At 42.0% G+C, this 20,740-nt stretch carries 15 protein-coding genes and 1 tRNA gene; 4 read left to right on the top strand and 12 right to left on the bottom strand.

Annotated features, from left to right (window positions below; all coding sequences use genetic code 11):
• Positions 1-75: 75 nt before the first annotated feature.
• The 5 genes from ACM0OT_RS05955 to ACM0OT_RS05975 all read right to left on the bottom strand — a co-directional run bounded on the left by ACM0OT_RS05955 (position 76) and on the right by ACM0OT_RS05975 (position 8,932).
• Positions 76-1,059 (bottom strand): hypothetical protein, encoded by a 984-nt coding sequence (locus ACM0OT_RS05955; protein ID WP_414563491.1) that lies wholly within the window; start codon positions 1,057-1,059, stop codon positions 76-78.
• 583 nt (positions 1,060-1,642) lie between these two features.
• Positions 1,643-2,725: a photosystem II q(b) protein gene (psbA, locus tag ACM0OT_RS05960; RefSeq protein WP_414563492.1), complete on the bottom strand. Its 1,083-nt coding sequence runs from the start codon at positions 2,723-2,725 to the stop codon at positions 1,643-1,645.
• 376 nt (positions 2,726-3,101) lie between these two features.
• Positions 3,102-4,184 (bottom strand): photosystem II q(b) protein, encoded by a 1,083-nt coding sequence (gene psbA, locus ACM0OT_RS05965; protein ID WP_414562678.1) that lies wholly within the window; start codon positions 4,182-4,184, stop codon positions 3,102-3,104.
• A gap of 153 nt (positions 4,185-4,337) precedes the next feature.
• Positions 4,338-5,837, bottom strand: a complete 1,500-nt coding sequence (locus ACM0OT_RS05970; protein WP_414563493.1) for an MBOAT family O-acyltransferase — start codon at positions 5,835-5,837, stop codon at positions 4,338-4,340.
• Positions 5,838-5,923: 86 nt separating this feature from the next.
• Positions 5,924-8,932, bottom strand: a complete 3,009-nt coding sequence (locus ACM0OT_RS05975) for a DUF1574 domain-containing protein (protein WP_414563494.1) — start codon at positions 8,930-8,932, stop codon at positions 5,924-5,926.
• A 264-nt stretch (positions 8,933-9,196) separates the two neighbouring features.
• Here ACM0OT_RS05975 and ACM0OT_RS05980 point away from each other — a divergent pair, with 264 nt between their 5' ends.
• Together ACM0OT_RS05980 and ppc are read left to right on the top strand one after the other, a co-directional pair.
• Positions 9,197-9,436 (top strand): hypothetical protein, encoded by a 240-nt coding sequence (locus tag ACM0OT_RS05980; RefSeq protein ID WP_414563495.1) that lies wholly within the window; start codon positions 9,197-9,199, stop codon positions 9,434-9,436.
• 120 nt (positions 9,437-9,556) lie between these two features.
• The gene (gene ppc / locus ACM0OT_RS05985) at positions 9,557-12,631 is read left to right on the top strand and encodes a phosphoenolpyruvate carboxylase (RefSeq protein WP_414563695.1); all 3,075 of its coding nucleotides are present in this window, start codon (positions 9,557-9,559) and stop codon (positions 12,629-12,631) included.
• Between the two features lie 87 nt (positions 12,632-12,718).
• On the opposite strand, the gene ACM0OT_RS05990 is transcribed toward ppc, so the two are convergent.
• The 5 genes from ACM0OT_RS05990 to ACM0OT_RS06010 form a co-directional block, all read right to left on the bottom strand.
• A complete protein-coding gene (locus ACM0OT_RS05990) occupies positions 12,719-13,453 on the bottom strand; it encodes a class I SAM-dependent methyltransferase (RefSeq protein ID WP_414563496.1) in 735 nt (244 codons plus the stop codon).
• A gap of 252 nt (positions 13,454-13,705) precedes the next feature.
• The gene (locus ACM0OT_RS05995) at positions 13,706-14,422 is read right to left on the bottom strand and encodes a pirin family protein (protein WP_414563497.1); all 717 of its coding nucleotides are present in this window, start codon (positions 14,420-14,422) and stop codon (positions 13,706-13,708) included.
• A 321-nt stretch (positions 14,423-14,743) separates the two neighbouring features.
• Complete coding sequence (gene dps / locus ACM0OT_RS06000; RefSeq protein ID WP_414563498.1) at positions 14,744-15,313, bottom strand: DNA starvation/stationary phase protection protein Dps; 570 nt, start codon at positions 15,311-15,313, stop codon at positions 14,744-14,746.
• Positions 15,314-15,542: 229 nt separating this feature from the next.
• Positions 15,543-16,529, bottom strand: coding sequence for a phosphate ABC transporter substrate-binding protein (locus ACM0OT_RS06005; RefSeq protein ID WP_414563499.1), 987 nt, complete (start codon positions 16,527-16,529; stop codon positions 15,543-15,545).
• Between the two features lie 275 nt (positions 16,530-16,804).
• Positions 16,805-17,551, bottom strand: coding sequence for a creatininase family protein (locus tag ACM0OT_RS06010; protein ID WP_414563500.1), 747 nt, complete (start codon positions 17,549-17,551; stop codon positions 16,805-16,807).
• Positions 17,552-17,801: 250 nt separating this feature from the next.
• Here ACM0OT_RS06010 and ACM0OT_RS06015 point away from each other — a divergent pair, with 250 nt between their 5' ends.
• Positions 17,802-18,038, top strand: coding sequence for a hypothetical protein (locus ACM0OT_RS06015; RefSeq protein ID WP_414563501.1), 237 nt, complete (start codon positions 17,802-17,804; stop codon positions 18,036-18,038).
• 28 nt (positions 18,039-18,066) lie between these two features.
• Here ACM0OT_RS06015 and ACM0OT_RS06020 read toward each other — a convergent pair whose 3' ends face one another.
• Both ACM0OT_RS06020 and ACM0OT_RS06025 read right to left on the bottom strand, forming a co-directional pair.
• The gene (locus ACM0OT_RS06020) at positions 18,067-18,846 is read right to left on the bottom strand and encodes a TrmH family RNA methyltransferase (RefSeq protein WP_414563502.1); all 780 of its coding nucleotides are present in this window, start codon (positions 18,844-18,846) and stop codon (positions 18,067-18,069) included.
• Positions 18,847-18,886: 40 nt separating this feature from the next.
• Positions 18,887-18,967: transfer RNA gene (locus ACM0OT_RS06025), tRNA-Leu, on the bottom strand.
• A gap of 339 nt (positions 18,968-19,306) precedes the next feature.
• Here ACM0OT_RS06025 and murA point away from each other — a divergent pair.
• On the top strand, positions 19,307-20,674 hold the full coding sequence (gene murA / locus ACM0OT_RS06030) for a UDP-N-acetylglucosamine 1-carboxyvinyltransferase (RefSeq protein WP_414563696.1): 1,368 nt from the start codon (positions 19,307-19,309) through the stop codon (positions 20,672-20,674).
• Positions 20,675-20,740: the final 66 nt, after the last annotated feature.

The raw sequence follows: 20,740 nt of genomic DNA on the forward strand, positions 1-20,740 counted from the left end.
TTACTTTCTGTGCCTAATGCGTGAGATTTTTAGTCTCACGCACCCTTCTATTGAGAACTAGTAAATTTGGGGATTCTAGTTACCAAAATCTAAAGGAATATGCTTGATATGATTGGCAATTTGCCCTTTGAGTGCATTTGTAATCATATCTTGCACACTATGATAAATATCCATATCAAGTGTTAGCTTAATCGCTGTGCTGTACACATCGAACTTTTCATGATGATACGAAACAAACAAAGAACGCCAATCATGCATATATATGTCGAATGAGTAGTGAACTATTGTTGATGTTGGCATGCCATTCACATCTTCTAATGGCCCTATAGCAAACCGACTTTCTGAATCAGTAAACTTGGCATTAGACCACCAAAAGTTCAAGAAATTGGAAACTTTGTCATCATTCGCACTCGGAAGGATTGACATCAAATCTTTAAATTCAGCAAAGGCTTCTGCTCCCAGATAAAGACCAACAATATCCGTGAGGATTTCCGATATCTTCACTTCGCCAGAATAGGTATTTCTGTTAACTTTATCATCAGCTACATTCTCAACAATAAATCCGAGTTCTGTAAGTTGAGTAACAAACTCTTTGTAGTATGTTTCTGTCTTGTAGAAATTAGGATCATCTATATTCACTCCCCTTTGTTTGAGTACACCTTTAGTAGCAGCTTGAGCAAATAAAGTGGTATTGGAATGTGCCAATACTAAGTCGGTGGGAATACTACTTTTGTTGTATGAAAGACTTGAGTCAATAGCAGTTAAATTCCCTGAAGTTGGTGAAGTTTGACTGAATGATGATGAATTTGTTAATCCACTTTTTACGGCAGAAATAAGGGTTTGATTCATGACCGGACAAATTAAATTTGCTGTATTAACCCATCCTTTATTTTCTGGTTTAAGAACTGCATAAATTTCTTGTCTATTATTTTGGGGTTGACCGAGAGTACCAACTTCAGTTCCTTGTTTTAAATATGTAAAAGGATGCATTGAATTAATAGAAGGATATAAGGGTACTCCCATTGGATCGTTTACTGCATCGATAGTACAACGTGCCATAGTTTCATGTCCTTTTGATTTTTGATTAGTGAACAAATTGTTAAATTAGAGTCGAAGTCAATAAATTATCTGTGTGTATTGCCATATCGTAGTAATTAGCTAATGTGAATACCAGCTACTAATTCGTTGCATGAATTAGATTTTTTTCATTTGCTGGAAACTATACAAATTACATCATTTGATCCTTGTTTGGTATTTCCTAGAGTTGATAATTTCTTTATAAGTTTTAAATCTGCAAATGTCGATATAGAAAAGTTAATGACTTTAGCACCTTAACTTTAGAATTTACTACCTTAACTTTTGATTTGCAACCTTAACTTAAACAAGTATGCAGCAAATAGTTGTAATCAATATTTATTAATTTTGTAGCCACCTGTTTATATTGTTTGTGGTTACAAAATGTTGCTCATAATTCAACCACATAAACAAAGCCTCCTGAAAACAGGAGGCCCTTTTGATAGCGTTTTCATATTCATGAGGTACAGATATTTAACCGTATTTTTTAATGTCTATAACTACGCTACGCAAGCTATCAATGTACCTCACTCAGTTGCAACACGCTATATGTAACTAAAATTGTTGATTAACCATGAATTGCAGGTGCAATCAACGCCACGGGAATAGCCTCACCACTAGCCAAATCTAGGGGAAAATTATGAGCATTACGCTCATGCATAACTTCTATACCCAGGTTGGAACGGTTTAGCACATCGGCCCATGTATTAATTACACGACCGTGAGAATCAAGAACTGAATGGTTGAAATTAAATCCATTCAAGTTAAACGCCATTGTGCTGATACCTAAAGCCGTAAACCAAATACCTACTACAGGCCAAGCAGCTAAGAAAAAATGCAAAGAACGTGAATTATTAAAGCTGGCATATTGCCAAATTAAGCGACCAAAATAACCGTGAGCGGCTACGATACTATAGGTTTCTTGTTCTTGCCCGAACTTGTAACCGTAGTTTTGTGATTCAATTTCAGTAGTCTCTCTGACTAGAGAAGAAGTTACCAAAGAACCGTGCATCGCACAAAACAGCGCGCCACCAAACACCCCAATTACACCCAGCATGTGGAAGGGGTGCATGAGAATATTATGCTCGGCTTGGAACACGAACATGAAATTAAAGGTACCACTAATGCCTAAAGGCATTCCATCAGAAAAGCTACCTTGACCAATGGGATAAATTAAAAACACAGAAGTTGCAGCCGCTACAGGTGCAGAATACGCCACACAAATCCAGGGACGCATTCCCAGACGATAGCTTAACTCCCATTGCCGACCCAACCAGCAAAAAATACCAATGAGAAAATGTAAAATAATTAGCTGATAAGGGCCGCCATTGTAAAGCCATTCATCTATAGAAGCAGCTTCCCACATGGGGTAGAAGTGCAAACCAATAGCGTTGGATGTCGGTACAACAGCACCAGTAATGATGTTGTTGCCATATAACAGAGAACCTGAAACTGGTTCCCTAATGCCGTCAATATCGACGGGAGGTGCAGCAATAAAGGCAATAATGAAACAGATGGTAGCGGTCAACAGGACGGGAATCATGATTACGCCGAACCAGCCGATATAAATGCGATTTTCGGTGCTAGTAATCCATTGACAAAACCGTTCCCACAGGTTACCGCCTTCGGTTCTTCTTAGAGTTGTGGACATGGCTGTATTGTTTAATAAATGCTGACGACAAAGTTTCTCAAGTTCTAAAAATTGAGAAAATTCCTGTTTTCACATACTTTCGCCAAATACCTTCTCCCTAATCACCGGAACCTTTGTGAATTGCCTCACACTCAAAATGCTACTCATTAATTTCCCCAGGGAGATGGTGTGAACAAAGGGAACTTAATTCCGGCTCTTAATATCAGGTGTACATAAATTATGAGTATTTTTCAATTTATTGTTTCAAAATTTATATTAAGAAAAGTTACTGGGAGACTCCTGAGTTCGACGAATTAAATAATCTTCACAAATATACATACATAAAAAAACGCCCCCGTTTCCAGGAGGCGTTTCTTATTCAACTAAGCTTTGAAGATTAGCCGTTGATTGCAGGTGCAGTCAATGCAACAGGTGCAACGTCACCAGCAGCCAAGTCTAGGGGGAAGTTGTGAGCGTTACGCTCGTGCATTACTTCCATACCTAAGTTAGCGCGGTTGATTACGTCTGCCCAAGTAGCGATGACGCGACCTTGAGAATCAATTACTGATTGGTTGAAGTTGAAACCGTTCAAGTTGAACGCCATTGTGCTGATACCCAGTGCGGTAAACCAAATACCGATTACTGGCCATGCAGCCAAGAAGAAGTGCAAGGAACGGCTGTTGTTGAATGATGCGTATTGGAAGATCAACCGACCGAAGTAGCCGTGGGCTGCAACGATGTTGTAGGTTTCTTCTTCTTGTCCGAACTTGTAACCGTAGTTTTGTGATTCGGTTTCGGTGGTTTCACGTACCAAGGATGAGGTTACCAAGGAACCGTGCATCGCGGAGAACAAAGAACCGCCGAAGACACCTGCCACACCTAACATGTGGAAGGGGTGCATCAAGATGTTGTGTTCTGCTTGGAACACGATCATGAAGTTGAAGGTTCCGGAGATACCCAAAGGCATACCATCAGAGAATGAACCTTGACCGATGGGGTAGATCAAGAATACTGCTGTAGCTGATGCCAAAGGCGCAGAGTAAGCTACACAGATCCAAGGACGCATACCTAAACGGTAAGATAGTTCCCACTGACGACCTAGGTAGCAGGCGCAACCGATCAAGAAGTGGAAAATTACCAATTGGTAAGGGCCGCCGTTGTACAACCACTCATCTAAGGAAGCTGCTTCCCAGATGGGGTAGAAGTGCAAGCCAATAGCGTTGGAAGAAGGAACAACTGCACCAGAGATGATGTTGTTTCCGTAGATCAATGAACCTGCTACTGGTTCACGGATACCATCGATGTCTACTGGAGGTGCGGCAACGAAGGCGATGATGAAGCAGGTGGTAGCTGCTAGTAGGGTTGGGATCATGAGGACGCCGAACCAACCGATGTAAATCCGGTTGTCGGTGCTGGTGATCCACTCGCAGAAGCGATCCCATACGTTAGCGCTTTGACGCTGTTGTAAGGTAGTGGTCATATTTCTATGATTGCTAATGAATGTAATGAATTAGACGCATTTTTTGTACGCCCGTTCTAATAAACTTAACATGTATTTACGTTATTCAAAGTATTATTTTTTTATTCTTTTTGGCAAAAACATTATATTTACTTATATAACCATGTGGCGATTTTAAAAATCAAAATAGATATAAGGTAAACTGCCTTCGGGAGCGAGTAACCACACAGCGTAAAAGCATAAGGGTACGAATACAAGCTTGACGGGCCAGTTGAACTCTAACTTCAGCCTGCCATTCAAGGCATAAACTATACCCATAAAAGCGGCTAAAGTCCCTAGAATCCAAGTAAGTTGATATTGGCTCATATTCAGAGCTTCTACATAAACCTTTTGAGCAAACTGAGCATCAGCAGTATGCCCCCAAAGATGCCGAATTACCCAAGAAGAGTCTTGGAGGTTGGGAAGGCGGAACCAAATCCAAGAGGTAAAAACCATCAGTTGAGTTAAGAACCAAGCAACAACTATCCCTAGAGGATTTTGCCAGAAATGTTCCAGACTTTCATAGCGATCGCTCGTCACATCTGTCAGGCGATGCACCCCTAAAGCTAAACCGTGGAACACACCCCAAACAATAAAACCCCAAGACGAGCCGTGCCAGATACCCGCAATCAGCATGACAATCAACAAATTCCCGCAAGTACGAGTCAAGCCTTGACGCGAACCACCCAAAGGAAAATAAATATAGTTGCGTAACCAATCTCCCAAAGTCATGTGCCAGCGCCGCCAAAATTCGGCAATGCTAGTGCTGAAGTAAGGAAAGTCAAAATTTTCCGGTAGAACCAAGCCAAAGAGTAAAGCACTACCACGGGCAATATCGACGTAACCACTAAAATCTAAATACAACTGCAAACCGTAGGCAAATGTCGCCAACCATAAATCACCACTACCCGCCCGTTGTAAGTTACCAAAGCATAAATCAACGAAAATTCCCAAATTATCGGCCAAAATACCTTTTTTGACTGCGCCCTTAGCAATTAACCAGGAGGCGTGTGTCACTCTGTCAGCAGTGGGAAATTGTTGTGAATTGAATTGAGTTGCTAGGCTATGGTATCGAGTAATGGGACCAGAAATTAGTTTAGCAAAGAATAATTTATACGTAGCAAACTTGAGAAAATCATCAGTAGCCGGCGCCCCACGATAGATATCTACTAAATAGGCAATGCATTCAAAGGTAAAAAATGAAATTCCCAAAGGCGCAATTAAATTAAAACTTGCATCTGGCGAATTAATTTGCCAATTAAAAACATGTTTGAGAACAGCGGGTAAATATTTAAAGCCGAGTAACAATACAACATTTAAAAATATACCCAACCACAATACCTTCAATCGGCGACGATTCCAGTCAGCATTAGCAAACTGCCACTCTTCATTAGAAATTTGCCAGTCAACAGCATGTTGTCCTGGTGAAGTGTTTTTGCCAATCTCTCGCCCCACACGAAAGTTAATAAAAGTCAGTGCTAACAATAATGGGATGTACTGGACATTTAAAGATGCATAAAAAACCAGGCTAGCAATCAGCAAAGTCCACAACCGCAATTTCTGGTGATTTACAGACCAGTAAATTCCCAGCACACTCAATAAAAACAGCCCATAGAAGATGGAAATAAAGTTCATATTTTAGTCATTGGTCATGTAATTTTAGATTTTGGTTTTTGGATTAGAAACCTGCGTAAGTTTCGCTAATCCAAATTCTCCATTGCTTACTTCGTCGGCCAAGCAATCATGGGGTCATTAGCTAACTTTTTCGAGACTTCATAGGCACCAAAACGGTTAAGGTGACTGGGGTCAGAAAAATAATCATTGGTTTTTGGCCAAAGTTGGCTTAAGTCTCTATAGATAAAGTTGGGATTTGTCGCTTGATATAACATGTGTTGCTGAAATTCTTGTTCATAGTTTGTACGTACTGAATCTAAATAATCGGCAGTTAGAGGCATGTTGACAAAGACTAAAGAAATATTGCGAGATTGGGTAAATTGCAAAACTTCTTGAAAAGCAACATTTTGTTCACCTTCTACTTGAAAATATCTATAGTCGTTGTCGTAATTCCCGGCAACTCTAGGGTGTTTTCGATAGTGTTGTATAGGATTAAAACGCACAGATAAAGCCAGGAAACCATCAAAATCAACTGCCTGCTGGGGGGTTTCTAGTTCAGGATTATTTATGGTTAACTGGGGCTGTGATGCCATAGTCTGAGATTCGTTAAATAAGGGTAGCGATCGCAGTTGTTTATGTAACAAAGATTGCACTTGCTCGCGGTTTTTGTAGCTCATAGAAACACTAGCTACTGCCTGATTTAACCACTTATTTACGGCTTGATAACTATTAGTTTGTGTTTTTGGTACTGCTTGTGGTTGAATCTCCGCATTGTCAGAATTTGGCAGCAATTCATCTTGACTAGCAGTAGTTAATGCTTGTCTGTAACCTGCTGATGCTGCGATCGCCTTAAAGGTGACATCTTCACGATTACTATTGAAAGCCCGGGCCCCGTCGGCCCAAATAATCAGTTTTGGTAGTTCTGATGGCTCTAGCACTTGACGAATAATCAAGTCTACAACTTGTGCTGTCGCACCGTTCACCCCAAAGTTAAATACATCAAGATGGGGATAACCTTGCTGGGCTACAGCTTTAGCCAGTGCAGCCGGATCAATGCCCCTCAAAGCACGAGAGGAACCAATAATTAAGATATCTGCGGGTTTACCGTTTTTGGCAACTCGCTGTTTATACAATGCTAGTTGCTCGTCTAATTGCCGGGAATTGAAACTGGGCATTTGCGATCGCGCGGCTAATAAAATAGCTGCGGCGTTGGCTTTTTCTTTGAGTGGCCCAGCCCTTAAAATTGTCTGTTGTCCATCATCGCCTTGGGTAAATCCAGAAGCATTAAATGCATTACCTTGACTGGAAGACGATTGTTTTTGCAACCTGCTGGTAAAAAATGCTGCTGTTTGACTCTGTTCTACTTCAGCATTTAATGAAGCTTCTTCCTCCAAAGATGCAGGTGCAACACTAGCTGTCTGGGGCGCACTCGGTACAGGAAGATTAGTAATGTAACCCAAAATCCAATCGGTTTGCAGGGTCAGTAATAAGCCCAAGGTACCCCAGACTAAAGCTATCTTCAGCCCTTGATAATCAGGGTTTTGGGGTATTGCTTGACTACTATCTGTAAATATCTGCGTTCCTATGAGCCACTTTTTAGCTGTAGTAGTTGCAGTTGTCGCCCAGTCGCGTGCTACTTCGGTAACAAAATTTTGTACTTCCTCGGAAGTTAAATCGGGGCGTAACACCGGATCGTTGGTTTCGGTGCTTAAAAGCTCACTTACGTATTCCGAAGTAGCTGCAAATTCTGGGGTAGCTTCGGGAACTAAACGTTGGCGTTGTGTCAAATCTACACCGTGATGCCAAAAGGGTTCCTTGTTACCAGCACGACGACCGTATACACGTACCCCCGTAATGCCAGGAAGTTTTAACAGACGCAAAAACTGAGTAACTTTATTGGCTATTTGGGAACGGGCTGGGCAAATAGGTGCATCACACATGATGTGTAACAAGTCACCTTTACGTAGTAACAGCACCCGTAGACCACCAGTTTTTAACCGCCAATCCAAGTCAGAATTAAGTAAGCGCTCTAGTAAGAAAATAATGGCTGGTTCATCACCATCACTGGCTAATTCTAAGGGTAAAGGTGCTAAGGCTGGATGCTCTGTGGCAGGTAAAGTCAGCCAGTCAATCCACGCTGGTTGATTATCGGCGGTTTTTTGTCCGTAAATAGTCGCAGCCAGAATGCCTTGGGGAGCGATTTTTTCTAATTGGTGGCTAATTATTTTTAAACACTGGGCTTTATCTGGCGCTGGTGCAGTTTCTAAAGGATCAAAAGCTGGGGTGCAAAAGATATGTAAAGTTGATTCTTTCAAAGAAGCTTGGACAGCCACCTTAAACTCTGACAATAACTCAGTTAATAGCCGAGCGATCGCCTGGACATCTCCCCACCTAGCCCAGTCCTTGAGCATCACTTCTGGGGGACGCAAGTCTATTCTCAGCCGCCAATCTGATGCGGTTTCACCACTGACTTGGGAAACAATTACTGCATCTTGATAGCCAGACAACTTCAAATGTCGCAACTGTTGGGCTATGGGTTCGGCTAATAACGATGAATCTGGGCTATAGCTAGACTGACAAAATATCCACAGGCGGTTGACTACAGCTTGACTAGGTTCTTTGGGGCTTTGCGGCTGAGTTTGTACCTGCACAGACACACCCAAAGGGCTGAGAGTTTCGCTCAGATAACGCGCGATGGCATTGGGGTCCCCCCGACGCGCCAAACTTTCGTTAGAAACAATCAGCGCCCCACCTACGGTAGCGGATTTTTCGGCATCTTCTAGAGCTTGTTCTACCTGTTCTAGATGCCGTTCTAGCTGGTTTAAATAAACCCGGTGACACCACTTGGGGCGATATTCCCCCTTCTTCCGCCCATAGACAAATACTTGGTATATTGAGGGTTGTTCGTTACTTGTAATCCGATCCAGATCTGTTTGCTGTAGTGCATGAAGCAAGTCAGACAGAGTGCGCCAGCGTTGAGGACACTCTGAACCTTCACACAAAATGTGTAGGTCATTTCCCCGCAACCGGACTTTCACCCCGAAAGAGTTGATCCCTGTTGCTTGGCTTACCCACTGCACTAAAGATTGCTGACTATCTAGTAATACTGTTTTCATTAGTCATTAGTCATTGGTCATTTAAATGTGAACTCAACAATCAGAACTGGCTCACGCCGTACTAAACGCTTCAGCACTCAGAAAGGCACTCAGGGCTTGTAAACTAGAAACATAGGTTTATCACACTTTGCCGTTTTCTGTTAACAATTTCGTTACCTTCTGGGCTGGCAAGATCGGCCAAGATAGATTTGTGCCCTGGAAACTCTCACAGATGTTGAATTTCGCGTTTCGTTTTACTCATTGGCCAACCACAAAAAATTAGCAATGACTTCTACTACCCAACAATCGTCACATAACCCCGGATTAAATCTGGTTTTGTTTAGCATTCCCCAATCTTTCCTCTTACAAATAGGTACAGCGTCTATACTACTGCTGCTCACCACAGAAAAGGCCACAGTAAAAGCCCTAGAATCTATGGGACAAGCTAGTGAAGAATTGTTTCGCGGCGATCGCCTGCCAATTCTCCCCTTTCCAGAAGACAGCGATTTTAGCAATCTAACTTAACAAATATATTTAAAACCTAAAAGACTTCAGGAATTTTAGCGAATTTGAGATGATTAATCCCAATCGCTAATGCCAAGTTATGTGATGTCAACATTAATCGGCTTTACCAGAGCAAAAATTATGGGTTCTGCTTTATACTCTGTGTCTCATGCGGCAAATTTTTACCCCGCGTCGGAATTATTTTTGCGTCATCGGCTCCAGGTGGTGGAGGAATTGTGGGAATTAGTACTCCGACAAGAATGCGGTCAACAAATGGTGGATTTATTGCGACAATTACGCGATTTATGTTCACCAGAAGGACAAACGACTAACGACCAAGCCTCATCTGCGGTGAAGTTAATTGAACAATTGAACATTAACGAGGCAATTCGCGCGGCTCGTGCCTTTGCCCTGTATTTTCAGTTGATTAACATCATAGAGCAAGAATATGAACAACAGCAGCAATTAACCCGCTATTCCGAGGGAGAAGCCGAAACGATTATTCAGGAGGAAACTCGCTCCAATGTTACCTATTCCTCCAACCAAAAAGAAGATGATCCCATTGTTCATAAAAATATAGAAGTAGAACTGTTTTCCCAAAGTTGGGTTACCAAATCCATCGGTAAACAAAAAGGTACTTTTGCTACCTTATTTCCCCATTTATTCAAGCTGAATGTACCACCCCAGCAAATTCAACGCTTAGTTGCCCAACTAGATGTACGGTTGGTATTTACAGCACACCCCACAGAAATTGTCCGTCATACCATCCGCGATAAACAACGGCAGGTAGTTAGCCTCCTCCAAAAGCTGGATGAAGTGGAAAATCGCGCCGATGGCAGCTTAGGCGGATATCCTTGGGAAGCAGCAGACTTGCGCGAACAATTGCTAGAAGAAATTCGCCTGTGGTGGCGGACAGATGAACTACACCAGTTTAAGCCTACGGTCTTGGATGAAGTAGATTATGCCTTACATTACTTCCAAGAAGTGTTATTTGATGGCATTCCCCAACTATATAAACGTCTCAAATACGCTTTAGGTAAGACATTTCCTTGGTTAGAACCGCCCAGAAAAAACTTTTGCTCGTTTGGTTCATGGGTAGGTTCAGATCGAGATGGGAACCCCTCAGTCACACCAGAAACCACCTGGCAAACAGCCTGCTATCAGCGCAAAATGGTGTTGGAAAGATATATTCGCTCAGTGAAACAGCTGATTGAATTATTGAGTGTATCGATGCACTGGAGCGATGTCTTACCAGACTTGCTAGAATCCTTAGAACTCGATCAATCCCAGTTGAGTGATGTGTATGATGCCCTAGCGTTGCGTTATCGCCAGGAACCCTATCGTTTGAAACTAGCATATGTACTCAGACGACTGGAAAATAGCCGCGATCGCAACATCGCTTTATATAATCGAGAAACGCCCAAAAACGAAGACCAGCCCCTGTATCGTTCGGGGTCAGAGTTTTTGGCAGAACTGCGGTTAATTCAACATAACTTGACCGAAACGGGTTTAAGCTGTCGGGAGTTAGAAACGCTAATTTGTCAAGTAGAAATTTTTGACTTTAACTTGACTCAGTTGGATATCCGCCAAGAATCAACCAGACATTCCGATGCATTGAATGAAATTCTCGAATATCTGCAAGTATTACCCCAACCGTACAACGAACTATCCGAAGCACAGCGAGTTGCTTGGTTAACCGGGGAATTACAAACCCGTAGACCATTAATTCCGGCAGAATTACCATTTTCGGAAAAAACCAACGATGTCGTGCAAACTTTCCGCGTCTTGCGATCGCTACAGCAAGAGTTTGGTGTTAACATCTGCCAAACTTACATTATTAGTATGTGCCGCGAAGTTAGCGATGTCCTGGAAGTTTTGCTATTAGCCAAAGAAGCCAGACTTTTTGACCCCGCTATTGCTGTAGGCACAATTCAAGTTGTACCGTTATTTGAGACAGTAGAAGACTTGCAACGCTCCCGTAGCGTCATGCGGCAGTTGTTTGAACTACCCTTATATCGGGCTTTGTTAGCAGGTGGCTACGCAGCAATTCACGCTAGCCAAGATAATTCCTTACCACTGATACCCACCACAGCTTCCCCTCTCATCCCTAATTTACAGGAAGTAATGCTGGGGTATTCTGACAGTAACAAAGACTCTGGTTTTTTAAGTAGTAACTGGGAAATTCATAAAGCCCAAAAATCACTCCAGACAATTGCCGAAAGCTACGGTTTGAGTTTACGCATTTTTCACGGACGCGGTGGTTCAGTAGGACGTGGAGGCGGCCCAGCTTACGAGGCTATCTTAGCCCAACCAGGACACAGTATTAATGGACGCATCAAGATTACTGAACAAGGGGAAGTGTTAGCCTCCAAATATTCGTTGCTGGATTTGGCTCTGTATAATCTAGAAACCATCACCACGGCTGTAATTCAAGCTAGTTTGCTGCGAACAGGGTTTGATGATATCGAACCTTGGAATGAGATTATGGAAGAATTAGCCGTGCGATCGCGGCAACATTATCGTAATTTGATTTATGAGCAACCAGATTTTATCGACTTTTTCCACCAAGTCACCCCCATTGAAGAAATTAGCCAGCTACAAATTAGTTCCCGTCCCGCACGCCGTCCTTCTGGGAAAAAAGATTTAAGCAGCCTGCGGGCCATTCCTTGGGTATTTAGCTGGACACAAACTCGGGTTTTGCTCCCTTCTTGGTATGGTATCGGCACAGCATTACAAGGATTCTTGAATGAAGAACCAGAAGAACACCTAACATTGCTACGCTATTTTTATTTGAAATGGCCCTTCTTCAAAATGGTGATTTCCAAGGCAGAAATGACCTTGGCCAAAGTAGACATGCAAATGGCACATCACTATGTGGAAGAACTAGGGAATCCTGAAGATAAAGACCGGCTAGAAAAAGTTTTTGAGCAAATTGCTAATGAATTTTATCTCACCAGAGATTTAGTCTTAAAAATCACTGGACATCAGCGGCTGTTGGATGGTGATCCTGTGTTACAACGTTCTGTACAGTTACGTAATGGCACAATTGTACCTTTAGGATTTATCCAAGTTTCTCTCCTTAAACGTCTGCGCCAATCCCGCAATATTACTGCCACCTCTGGTGTAATTCACTCTCGTTATAGCAAAGGTGAGTTATTACGAGGCGCACTGTTAACAATTAACGGTATTGCTGCCGGCATGAGAAATACAGGTTGATGTAAAAGTGCTTAAGTATCCTCAGTTCATCGATACCATGCAATCGCTGATTTTTTGAGGATACAACAAGTTGGAAAACACGCCCAATCAAAACCTTACCTTATATAAATCAAATAATTCTCCTGATTGCCGCCCTACTATTTTGGCACCACTAGCTTTGATGATTTTTTCCCACTCAGCTAAAGGTTCTAGAAACACCTCAGCACCCAAATATGTTTCTAGCACGGCCCAATCTTCTGCTAAAGGCTGTTGGGGATTAAGGATGTCAAACACAAAATGTCCATCTGGTTTCAATACCCGTTTGACTTCTACCAAGACAGCACTCCAATATTTTAGGGGAAAGTAGCAACTAAAACCTGTGGCGATCGCTAAGTCAAATTGGTCAGCCGAGTAGTTTAATTGATGAGCAGGCCCCAACTCTACACCTTTAAATAGCTTAGAATTTAACTGCGGCCCACGGGAATTGAGGGTATCTCTAGCTACAGTACTAATTTCTTGCCCATAAAAATATGCTTGCCAATCCCGCCAAGGATAGATTAACAAGCTAACACCACAGCCAATATCCAAACAGTGCTGGTTCTTTTTAGGTTGAGCAATTTCCCAAAAAGGAGAAACAATTCTCCCAGACAAAAGACCAGAAACCCATTCTTGATATATGGGCATTTCTTGTAATTCTGCTGGTAATTCCAAGTCTTGCTGTTGATACTGTCGGTTAAAGCGATACCCCACCTGTGCAACTCTTTCTTGCCAGTTTTCTGAACTATAGGAAGCGTGCGACGGAAAAAGCTCGATAGGGTCTGGTGAATTACGCTTTTTAGACATTCTATATTTGCTGCTTCTAGATTACTTGTTGTCAAGTTCTAGTGTAAGTAGAACAGGGTAAATAATTAAAGGTTTGTAGTGAGAACTTTAGTTCTCAAATCAGGACTAAAGTCCTGACTACGAACTGATTTTAGGTAAATTTACATTAGTTTACATAGTTTGGTTTTTTCAAGTCGTTCTACTTAGCTAAAGGGAGGCTAGGGACTGGGGAGATATTTAGTCTTGTCTCTAATCCCTAATCCCTAATTTCGATCAACCCAAATCAAACAGTAAAAATTCTGTACCAATGTCGGTGCTGATTTGTAGTTGTTCCTCACCACTAATTTGCACACCATCACCGGCTCTGAGTTCCTCGCCATTTAAGGTGGCGACACCTTCAGCTATTTGTAACCACGCATAACGAGTAGGCTTGACATGATAATTGACAACATCACCCTGTGCCAAAATAGATGCATACAAATCAACATCTTGATAAATTGTCACGGCACCATCACGCCCATCTTTAGCAGCAATTAAGCGTAGTTGACCGCGCTTTTCTTCTGGAGAAAATGATTTTTGTTCATATCTAGGCGCTAACCCTTGTTTGTTTGGCAAAATCCAGATTTGCAATAAGTGTAAAGGTTCAGTTGGTGAGGGATTAAATTCACTGTGAGCGATTCCCGTACCCGCACTCATAATTTGAGCATCCCCAGGACGAATTACTGACCCTGTACCCAAACTGTCTTTATGCTCTACTGCACCAGATAGGACATAAGTGAGAATTTCCATATCACGATGACTGTGGGTTGGAAATCCGGCTCCAGGGGCGATGCGATCATCGTTGATTACTCGCAGAGAGCGAAATCCCATGCGATTGGGATCGTAAAAACTACCAAAGGAAAATGTATGATAACTATCGAGCCAGCCAAATTGAGCATGACCACGAGCATTGCGATCGTGAATTAGATAGTTAATTGTATTTTGAGACATAAAGTTACCTCGTTAGTATTAAGTTTGCAAGTTGAAAAATACTATTTTTATAATTTTTGCTGACTTAAATATCAACTAACTGAATTTTCATGAAAAGCGGATTTAGTACTTACATGATGTTTGTAATCACTCACGTTACAGAGCAAGATACCAATGTAAAATTTATTCGTTTGGTTTGGTTACATAGTTTTTAATTTATTTCTTTGAGACTTATTTATGAACTGTTTTAATAGTAAAGTATATACACATAAAATGAAAAGTACGCACTTAAAAGTGACGTACTTACCAAAAAGATACTATTCAGTTGGATCACTCAAATATTTATCTGAGAACAGCTGATTTTGATGCTGTAGTACTTGTTTTACCATTCTCACTCTTGATTTCTGATACTTGCAGATGGGCCTCTAGGAACCAAAGTCGCTTATCAATGGTGCGGGAAATTTCGGTGTAAAGGTCTGCGGTATCAGCATCACCTAAATTATCTGTTTTGTCGATGGCTTCTCTAAGATGTTTAGCGTAGAGTGCAAAGCGATCGGCCAAAGCTGTCACATGCTCTATACCCTCTAAAATATCAAAGGGATATTCTGGCAAGATAGAATTGCTAGCCGCAGCGCGCGCTGTTCCTAAAGCATATCCACCCAAAGCGGTGACGCGTTCAGCAACCATATCAATATACGCTTCTAATTCACCAGCCATTTCATCAAATAATTCGTGTAACTGAAAGAAATCAGTTCCCTTAACGTTCCAATGGGCTTGCTTTGTCTGGGTTTTCAAATCTGCGGTAGCTGCCAATGTTTTATTGAGAGTTACCACGATTTGTACTCGTGCTTCAGCCGGAATATCAATACGTGTGGGATAAAGACGTGATGCCAGTGTGTTATTGTCAGTCATGATTCTACTTCAATTGGATCGATATAACCAGTCTACAGATAGTCGCTAAGTTAGCGAAACTCTCTCTAGGCAGATGGAATTAAAATATAGATGCATTATTTCCCTGATTTATGATATTGTCATCGACTATATGAATGATTTTGGAGATTTTTCCCTGACTTTTTCCGGTGTTAGTTGAATGTCTGATGAATGTTTCTCTATAAAATCGAAAGCTGGAAAATAAAGTTTTCTATTGCAAGGGAATAAAGCCAGCTCGTTGAATAGCTTGTTGTCCTGGAGAAGATTTAGCCAAATCAGCAAATTGCTTGACGGCAGGACTAGTTTTTCTAGGTACTGCAAGATAAACAACTCGGCTAATGGGATAAGTCCCATTCTCAACGGCAATTTTATCTGTGGGGGATATGCCATTAATAGGAATGATCCGCACTGTTTTTTGGTTTTCGATTTGGGTAACAGTGCTATAACTGATACCATCATTTCCTAAAGCACGTAATATGGGTGTGGTTTCATCTTGCTCCACCGTGCTAAAGTTGCCGCCATCGGGTGCGAAAGGTTGGCCTGAAAGTACAGCCTCTTGAAAGAATGTCCGTGTACCACTGTCACGAGAACGGTTAATAACTTTTATGGGTAATTTCGGGCCCCCTACCTCTGACCAGTCAGTTATTTGTCCTTGAAAAATTCCCCGCAATTGTTCTATCGTTAATTCCCCTTGATAGGGATTGTTAATACCTACAGCTACAGCTAAAGCATCACGAGCGATGGGTACACCCACAAGTCCGGCTTGTAATTCACTGGAATTGAGAGGACGTGAACTAGCTGCCATTAATACTTTGCCATCAATAAGATTTTTTAGTCCGGCATTAGTACCGTTAGGTCTACCATCTGGTAAGCCGTAGGTTGTGGGTAAGTAAGGATTCGCCACGTTATGGGCAATCTGAAGTTGCTTGACTAAAGTAACGATGGTGACACTGCCATCTATGGTGAGAACATTGGGGTTGGGCAAACTTGTGTCTAAACTTGCTAGGTCAAAACTTTGAATTGGCTGAGGTTGAGAATCAGAAGATTGCTCGTTATTGATTTGATTAGGAGATCCAGTATTTTGGATTACTTTCGGAAACAGTTGGAAGTACCACAAAGCTAATCCTAGAACTCCACTAGTGATCAATAGAGCTAGCACCAGTATGAGTGTTTCTCGATTCTTGCTTTTTGTAGCCATATTGTTTAAGTTGTCACCCTAATTAATAGGCTTGAGAAAGTGATATTGTTAACCTTTTCTTAATCTAAAACCAAGTTATCTAAGTGAGTCACTGGTATAGTTATCCTGCCAACATAGCAGATATCACAACAGTATTATACTGATGAAATTTCTTTTTTAACTGTTGTTGCTACTTTGTCAAAAAGTAATTCCTAGAGAATCTCACTACAGAATATTTTGGGTAAAAAAAATAGAAGTAGAGACGCAATTTTTACGTCTCTGTATTTGGAGAATATTTATTCTGCGGTTAAAAATTCCCGATATCCATCGCTGAGTTCTTTCACTGCCAAGTCATAGAACTGCTTACCATGTTCTGGGGTTGCTAAACCAGGATTTGATCCCATCCGTCCATCTGGATAACGGATGCGGAAGTTAGTTGCACTATAAATCTTGTGTCCACTAGCCACTTCTGGTGAGAGGGGTGCTTGCTTAATGGATTCTGGATACACATACTGGGTAAGTGCTACTTCACTGGGTGTGGCATGGGAGCCTTCTTGATCACCGTATAATTCTTTAGCAAGTTTATATACAGAACTGCACATAAACCAATTAGCAACTTGACATTGTACCTTTGGGGCATTAGCAATCTGTAAATCTTCTAGGTGAGCATAAGTTTCTGAAAAGGCAGCTTTGAGGGTAGCAATGTTACCACCATGTCCATTGATAAAATAGAACTTGGTAAAACCAGCTTTGGCAAGACAAGTAATATAGTCTCGCACTACCTGAATCATAGTGCTGGGACGCAGACTGATGCTACCAGGAAAGGCAGTATGGTGTAATGCCATGCCGACATTGATTGTCGGGCCAATTAGGGCTTGAGTTGCTTCACCCACACCACGAGCGATCGCTTCGGCACAAATGGCATCAGTACCAATTAATCCTGTGGGGCCATGTTGCTCTGTGGAACCAATGGGAAAAATCATGCCCTGAGACTGCTGGAGATAAGTTTCTATTTCCTGCCAAGTGCTTAAATGTAGTAACATTTTTGATGAATTTCCTCGTTGTCAAAGAGCGATAACAGCTAGTTTTATCAGTAGTGTTCATACCAACCTACTACCGAATATTGCCTGACTTTGCCGTCCAGCTGTTTAATGTGTAGAGTTGATACAGTGTGATTGGCTATTTGCAGCTAAACACAAATTTAATGTTATACATAATACAAAATTTGCGTCTGTAGAATAGCTGTCAAGATTACGCTAGTAAATCAGAATTTTTACATCAATATTTAGCATTATGGAGCAAAATCAGCACCAACCCCGCCAAGCCGCAGATCAAGAGTTCCAGAAATCCCTTGAGCAATTAGAGGATATCTTGCAAGAAAATTCACAAGGAGATCAAGGGACTCCCCCAGTTCGCAATGAGAGTAAAAATGAAGTCGAACTTGTGGAAGATTTGACAGTTATTGATTTAGCGGCTTTAGAGGATGCAGTTGCTGATATTGAAGAATATCTTGACAAAAAGACAAAATAACAATTTAACTTCTCGCTGTTGATAGTAATTACAAATTATATTGTCGTTGAGCTTCGTACAACATTAAAGCAGCTGCGATCGCCACATTCAATGATTCTACTCCTGGACTCAGAGGAATTTTCACTTGTTTGTCTGCTATTGCGGCTAAATTTGCCGACAAACCAGCTCCTTCATTGCCCAATAAAATTAAACTAGGTTTTCGCCAGTCCACATCCCAATAAGTTAAATCTGCCGTCGGTAAGGTGGCTATTACCTGCATTCCGGCTTGTTGACTTTGTTTTACTGTGGCTGTTAAATCTTCAGTCACCGCCATTGGCAAGCGAAACCACTGTCCAGCAGAAGCCCGCAACACCTTTGGGCTATCTAAATCTACACTATCACCACTCAACCATAAACCCGTAGCGCCAGCCGCCGCCGCCGTACGAATCATTGTGCCTAAATTACCAGGGTCTTGGATAGTTTCTAAGGCGAGGACTAAACCAGTAGTAGGTAATTTAATTTGCTGATTAACTCGTTTAGCTGTGGCAATTACACCATCTGGCTGTATTGTCGTAGCCATGGCCGCCAAAACATCTTCGCTAACAATTTCCGCGCGATCGCAACAGCTACAAGCCTCATCCCAAAGAGAAGTATGTGTAGTTTGCCACTGGGGTGTACAACACACTGTTACCAGTGGGTAATTTACCGCGCAAGCTTCCTGCAACAAATGCGTTCCTTCCAGTAAACATAATTGCTGCTTATGGCGCTCCTTGGTAGAGTGCAGTTTACGAATTTGTTTGACTAGGGAATTTTGTAAACTAGTTAACACGATTTTGAATTTTAAATTTTGGATTAATCCAAAATCCCTATGCGGAACCCGGGACTTGAACCCGGAAGCCTTGCGGCACTAGAACCTGAATCTAGCGCGTCTGCCATTCCGCCAGTTCCGCTGGTATTGTCAATGTTTATCGACAATTTATCATTGTTGCTTAATAATTTATATTTGTCAAGTTATTGGGGACTTCTCCCCTATCTGTTTTATTTGCCAAATCCTAGATCACTGTGTATTAATTTGTGCCTAAGGGGTATACTTGAACATTCATGAGAATTGGAAGTGTCAAATGCTCAACAAGCTTGCCATAGATGGCTTACAGCTTACAAAGCACATCTAAAAGGAAATTTATTTGTGCAAGATATGAAGACAAAATGTAGACAAACCAATTCTTTACTGTAGAATCGAAACCAACTTCTAACCTATAAAATTACGTATTTTTTTTGGAGGTAGGCTTATTAATCCTTCTAGCAGCTTACCAGATGCCAAGCTTTCTCCTGAAGCAGACTCCTCAGTCTTGCAAATATGGGGTGGGCATCGTTTGCAGGGGCATGTGAAAATTAGCGGAGCCAAAAATTCAGCCTTGGTAATTATGGCTGGGGCTTTGTTGTGTTCAGGAGACTGTCGCATCCGCAATGTGCCCTTATTAGCCGATGTAGAGCGGATGGGTCAGGTTTTATCAGCTTTAGGTTTGCGCTTAACAAGACAAGGGGACATTTTAGACATCAATGCCAGCGAAATTACTACATCAAAAGCTCCCTACGAACTAGTTACCCAATTGCGAGCAAGTTTTTTTGCCATTGGGGCAATTTTGGCGCGCCTAGGAGTGGCACAAATGCCATTACCAGGAGGTTGTGCCATTGGTGCTAGACCAGTTGATTTGCATGTCCGCGGACTGCAAGCAATGGGAGCTGAAGTGCAGATTGAACATGGCATTTGTAATGCTTATATTCCAGGGAGTAATGGCCGATTACAAGGAGCCAAAATTTACCTAGATAGCCCCAGTGTGGGAGCAACCGAAACTTTGATGATGGCTGCCACCCTCGCAGATGGCGAAACTATCATCGAAAACGCAGCGAGGGAACCAGAAGTAACCGATCTGGCGAATTTCTGTAACGCTATGGGAGCTAAAATTCAGGGTGCTGGCACTAGTACAATTACTATTGTTGGTGTGCCTAAATTACACTCTGTTGATTACAGCATTATTCCCGATCGCATTGAAGCAGGCACGTTCTTAGTAGCTGGAGCCATCACCCGTTCGGAAATTAGCTTGTCGCCAGTGTTACCAGACCATTTAATCCCAGTCATTGCCAAGCTGCGGGAAATTGGCGTGACCATCATTGAGGATGCACCAGACTGCTTACGTGTCCTCCCAGCAGAAACGCTCAAAGCTAGGGATATTGAAACCCTACCCCATCCAGGCTTTCCTACTGATATGCAAGCTCCATTTATGGCCTTGCTTACCTTAGCAGAAGGAGACAGTTTAATTAACGAATCTGTCTTTGAAAACCGCTTGCGTCATGCCTCCGAGCTTAATCGCTTGGGAGCAGATATTCGGGTAAAAGGCAACACTGCTTTCATCAGGGGAGTACCAATGTTATCTGGCGCACCAGTAATAGGTACAGACTTACGAGCATCGGCAGCGTTAGTTTTAGCCGGACTGGCAGCCGAAGGGCAAACAACAGTTCAGGGCCTACACCACCTTGATCGTGGCTATGATCGAATTGATATGAAATTAGAAAAATTGGGAGCAAAAATTCTGCGTGTGAGCGATGTACCAGCAAATGCAGAATTAGCTTCTAACCCGGCATCAATTTCGACATAGTTAGGGACTAGGGGCTAGTACCGCAAGGCGGAAGTCAAAAGTCAAAAGTCAAAAGGCTTATCAAAC

Source organism: Anabaena sp. CCY 9613, assembly GCF_963920895.1.
In the GTDB taxonomy this organism is placed as follows: domain Bacteria; phylum Cyanobacteriota; class Cyanobacteriia; order Cyanobacteriales; family Nostocaceae; genus Cyanocohniella.

Excerpts from the sequence above, each read along its gene's own strand:
- ACM0OT_RS05970 (WP_414563493.1), bottom strand. The coding sequence starts at position 5,837 with ATGAACTTTATTTCCATCTTCTATGGGCTGTTTTTATTGAGTGTGCTG.
- ACM0OT_RS06010 (WP_414563500.1), bottom strand. The coding sequence starts at position 17,551 with ATGTTACTACATTTAAGCACTTGGCAGGAAATAGAAACTTATCTCCAG.
- ACM0OT_RS05995 (WP_414563497.1), bottom strand. The coding sequence starts at position 14,422 with ATGTCTCAAAATACAATTAACTATCTAATTCACGATCGCAATGCTCGT.
- ACM0OT_RS06005 (WP_414563499.1), bottom strand. The coding sequence starts at position 16,529 with ATGGCTACAAAAAGCAAGAATCGAGAAACACTCATACTGGTGCTAGCT.
- psbA (WP_414562678.1), bottom strand. The coding sequence starts at position 4,184 with ATGACCACTACCTTACAACAGCGTCAAAGCGCTAACGTATGGGATCGC.
- ACM0OT_RS05955 (WP_414563491.1), bottom strand. The coding sequence starts at position 1,059 with ATGGCACGTTGTACTATCGATGCAGTAAACGATCCAATGGGAGTACCC.
- psbA (WP_414563492.1), bottom strand. The coding sequence starts at position 2,725 with ATGTCCACAACTCTAAGAAGAACCGAAGGCGGTAACCTGTGGGAACGG.
- ACM0OT_RS05975 (WP_414563494.1), bottom strand. The coding sequence starts at position 8,932 with ATGAAAACAGTATTACTAGATAGTCAGCAATCTTTAGTGCAGTGGGTA.
- ppc (WP_414563695.1), top strand. The coding sequence starts at position 9,557 with ATGGGTTCTGCTTTATACTCTGTGTCTCATGCGGCAAATTTTTACCCC.
- dps (WP_414563498.1), bottom strand. The coding sequence starts at position 15,313 with ATGACTGACAATAACACACTGGCATCACGTCTTTATCCCACACGTATT.
- ACM0OT_RS06015 (WP_414563501.1), top strand. The coding sequence starts at position 17,802 with ATGGAGCAAAATCAGCACCAACCCCGCCAAGCCGCAGATCAAGAGTTC.
- ACM0OT_RS05980 (WP_414563495.1), top strand. The coding sequence starts at position 9,197 with ATGACTTCTACTACCCAACAATCGTCACATAACCCCGGATTAAATCTG.
- ACM0OT_RS05990 (WP_414563496.1), bottom strand. The coding sequence starts at position 13,453 with ATGTCTAAAAAGCGTAATTCACCAGACCCTATCGAGCTTTTTCCGTCG.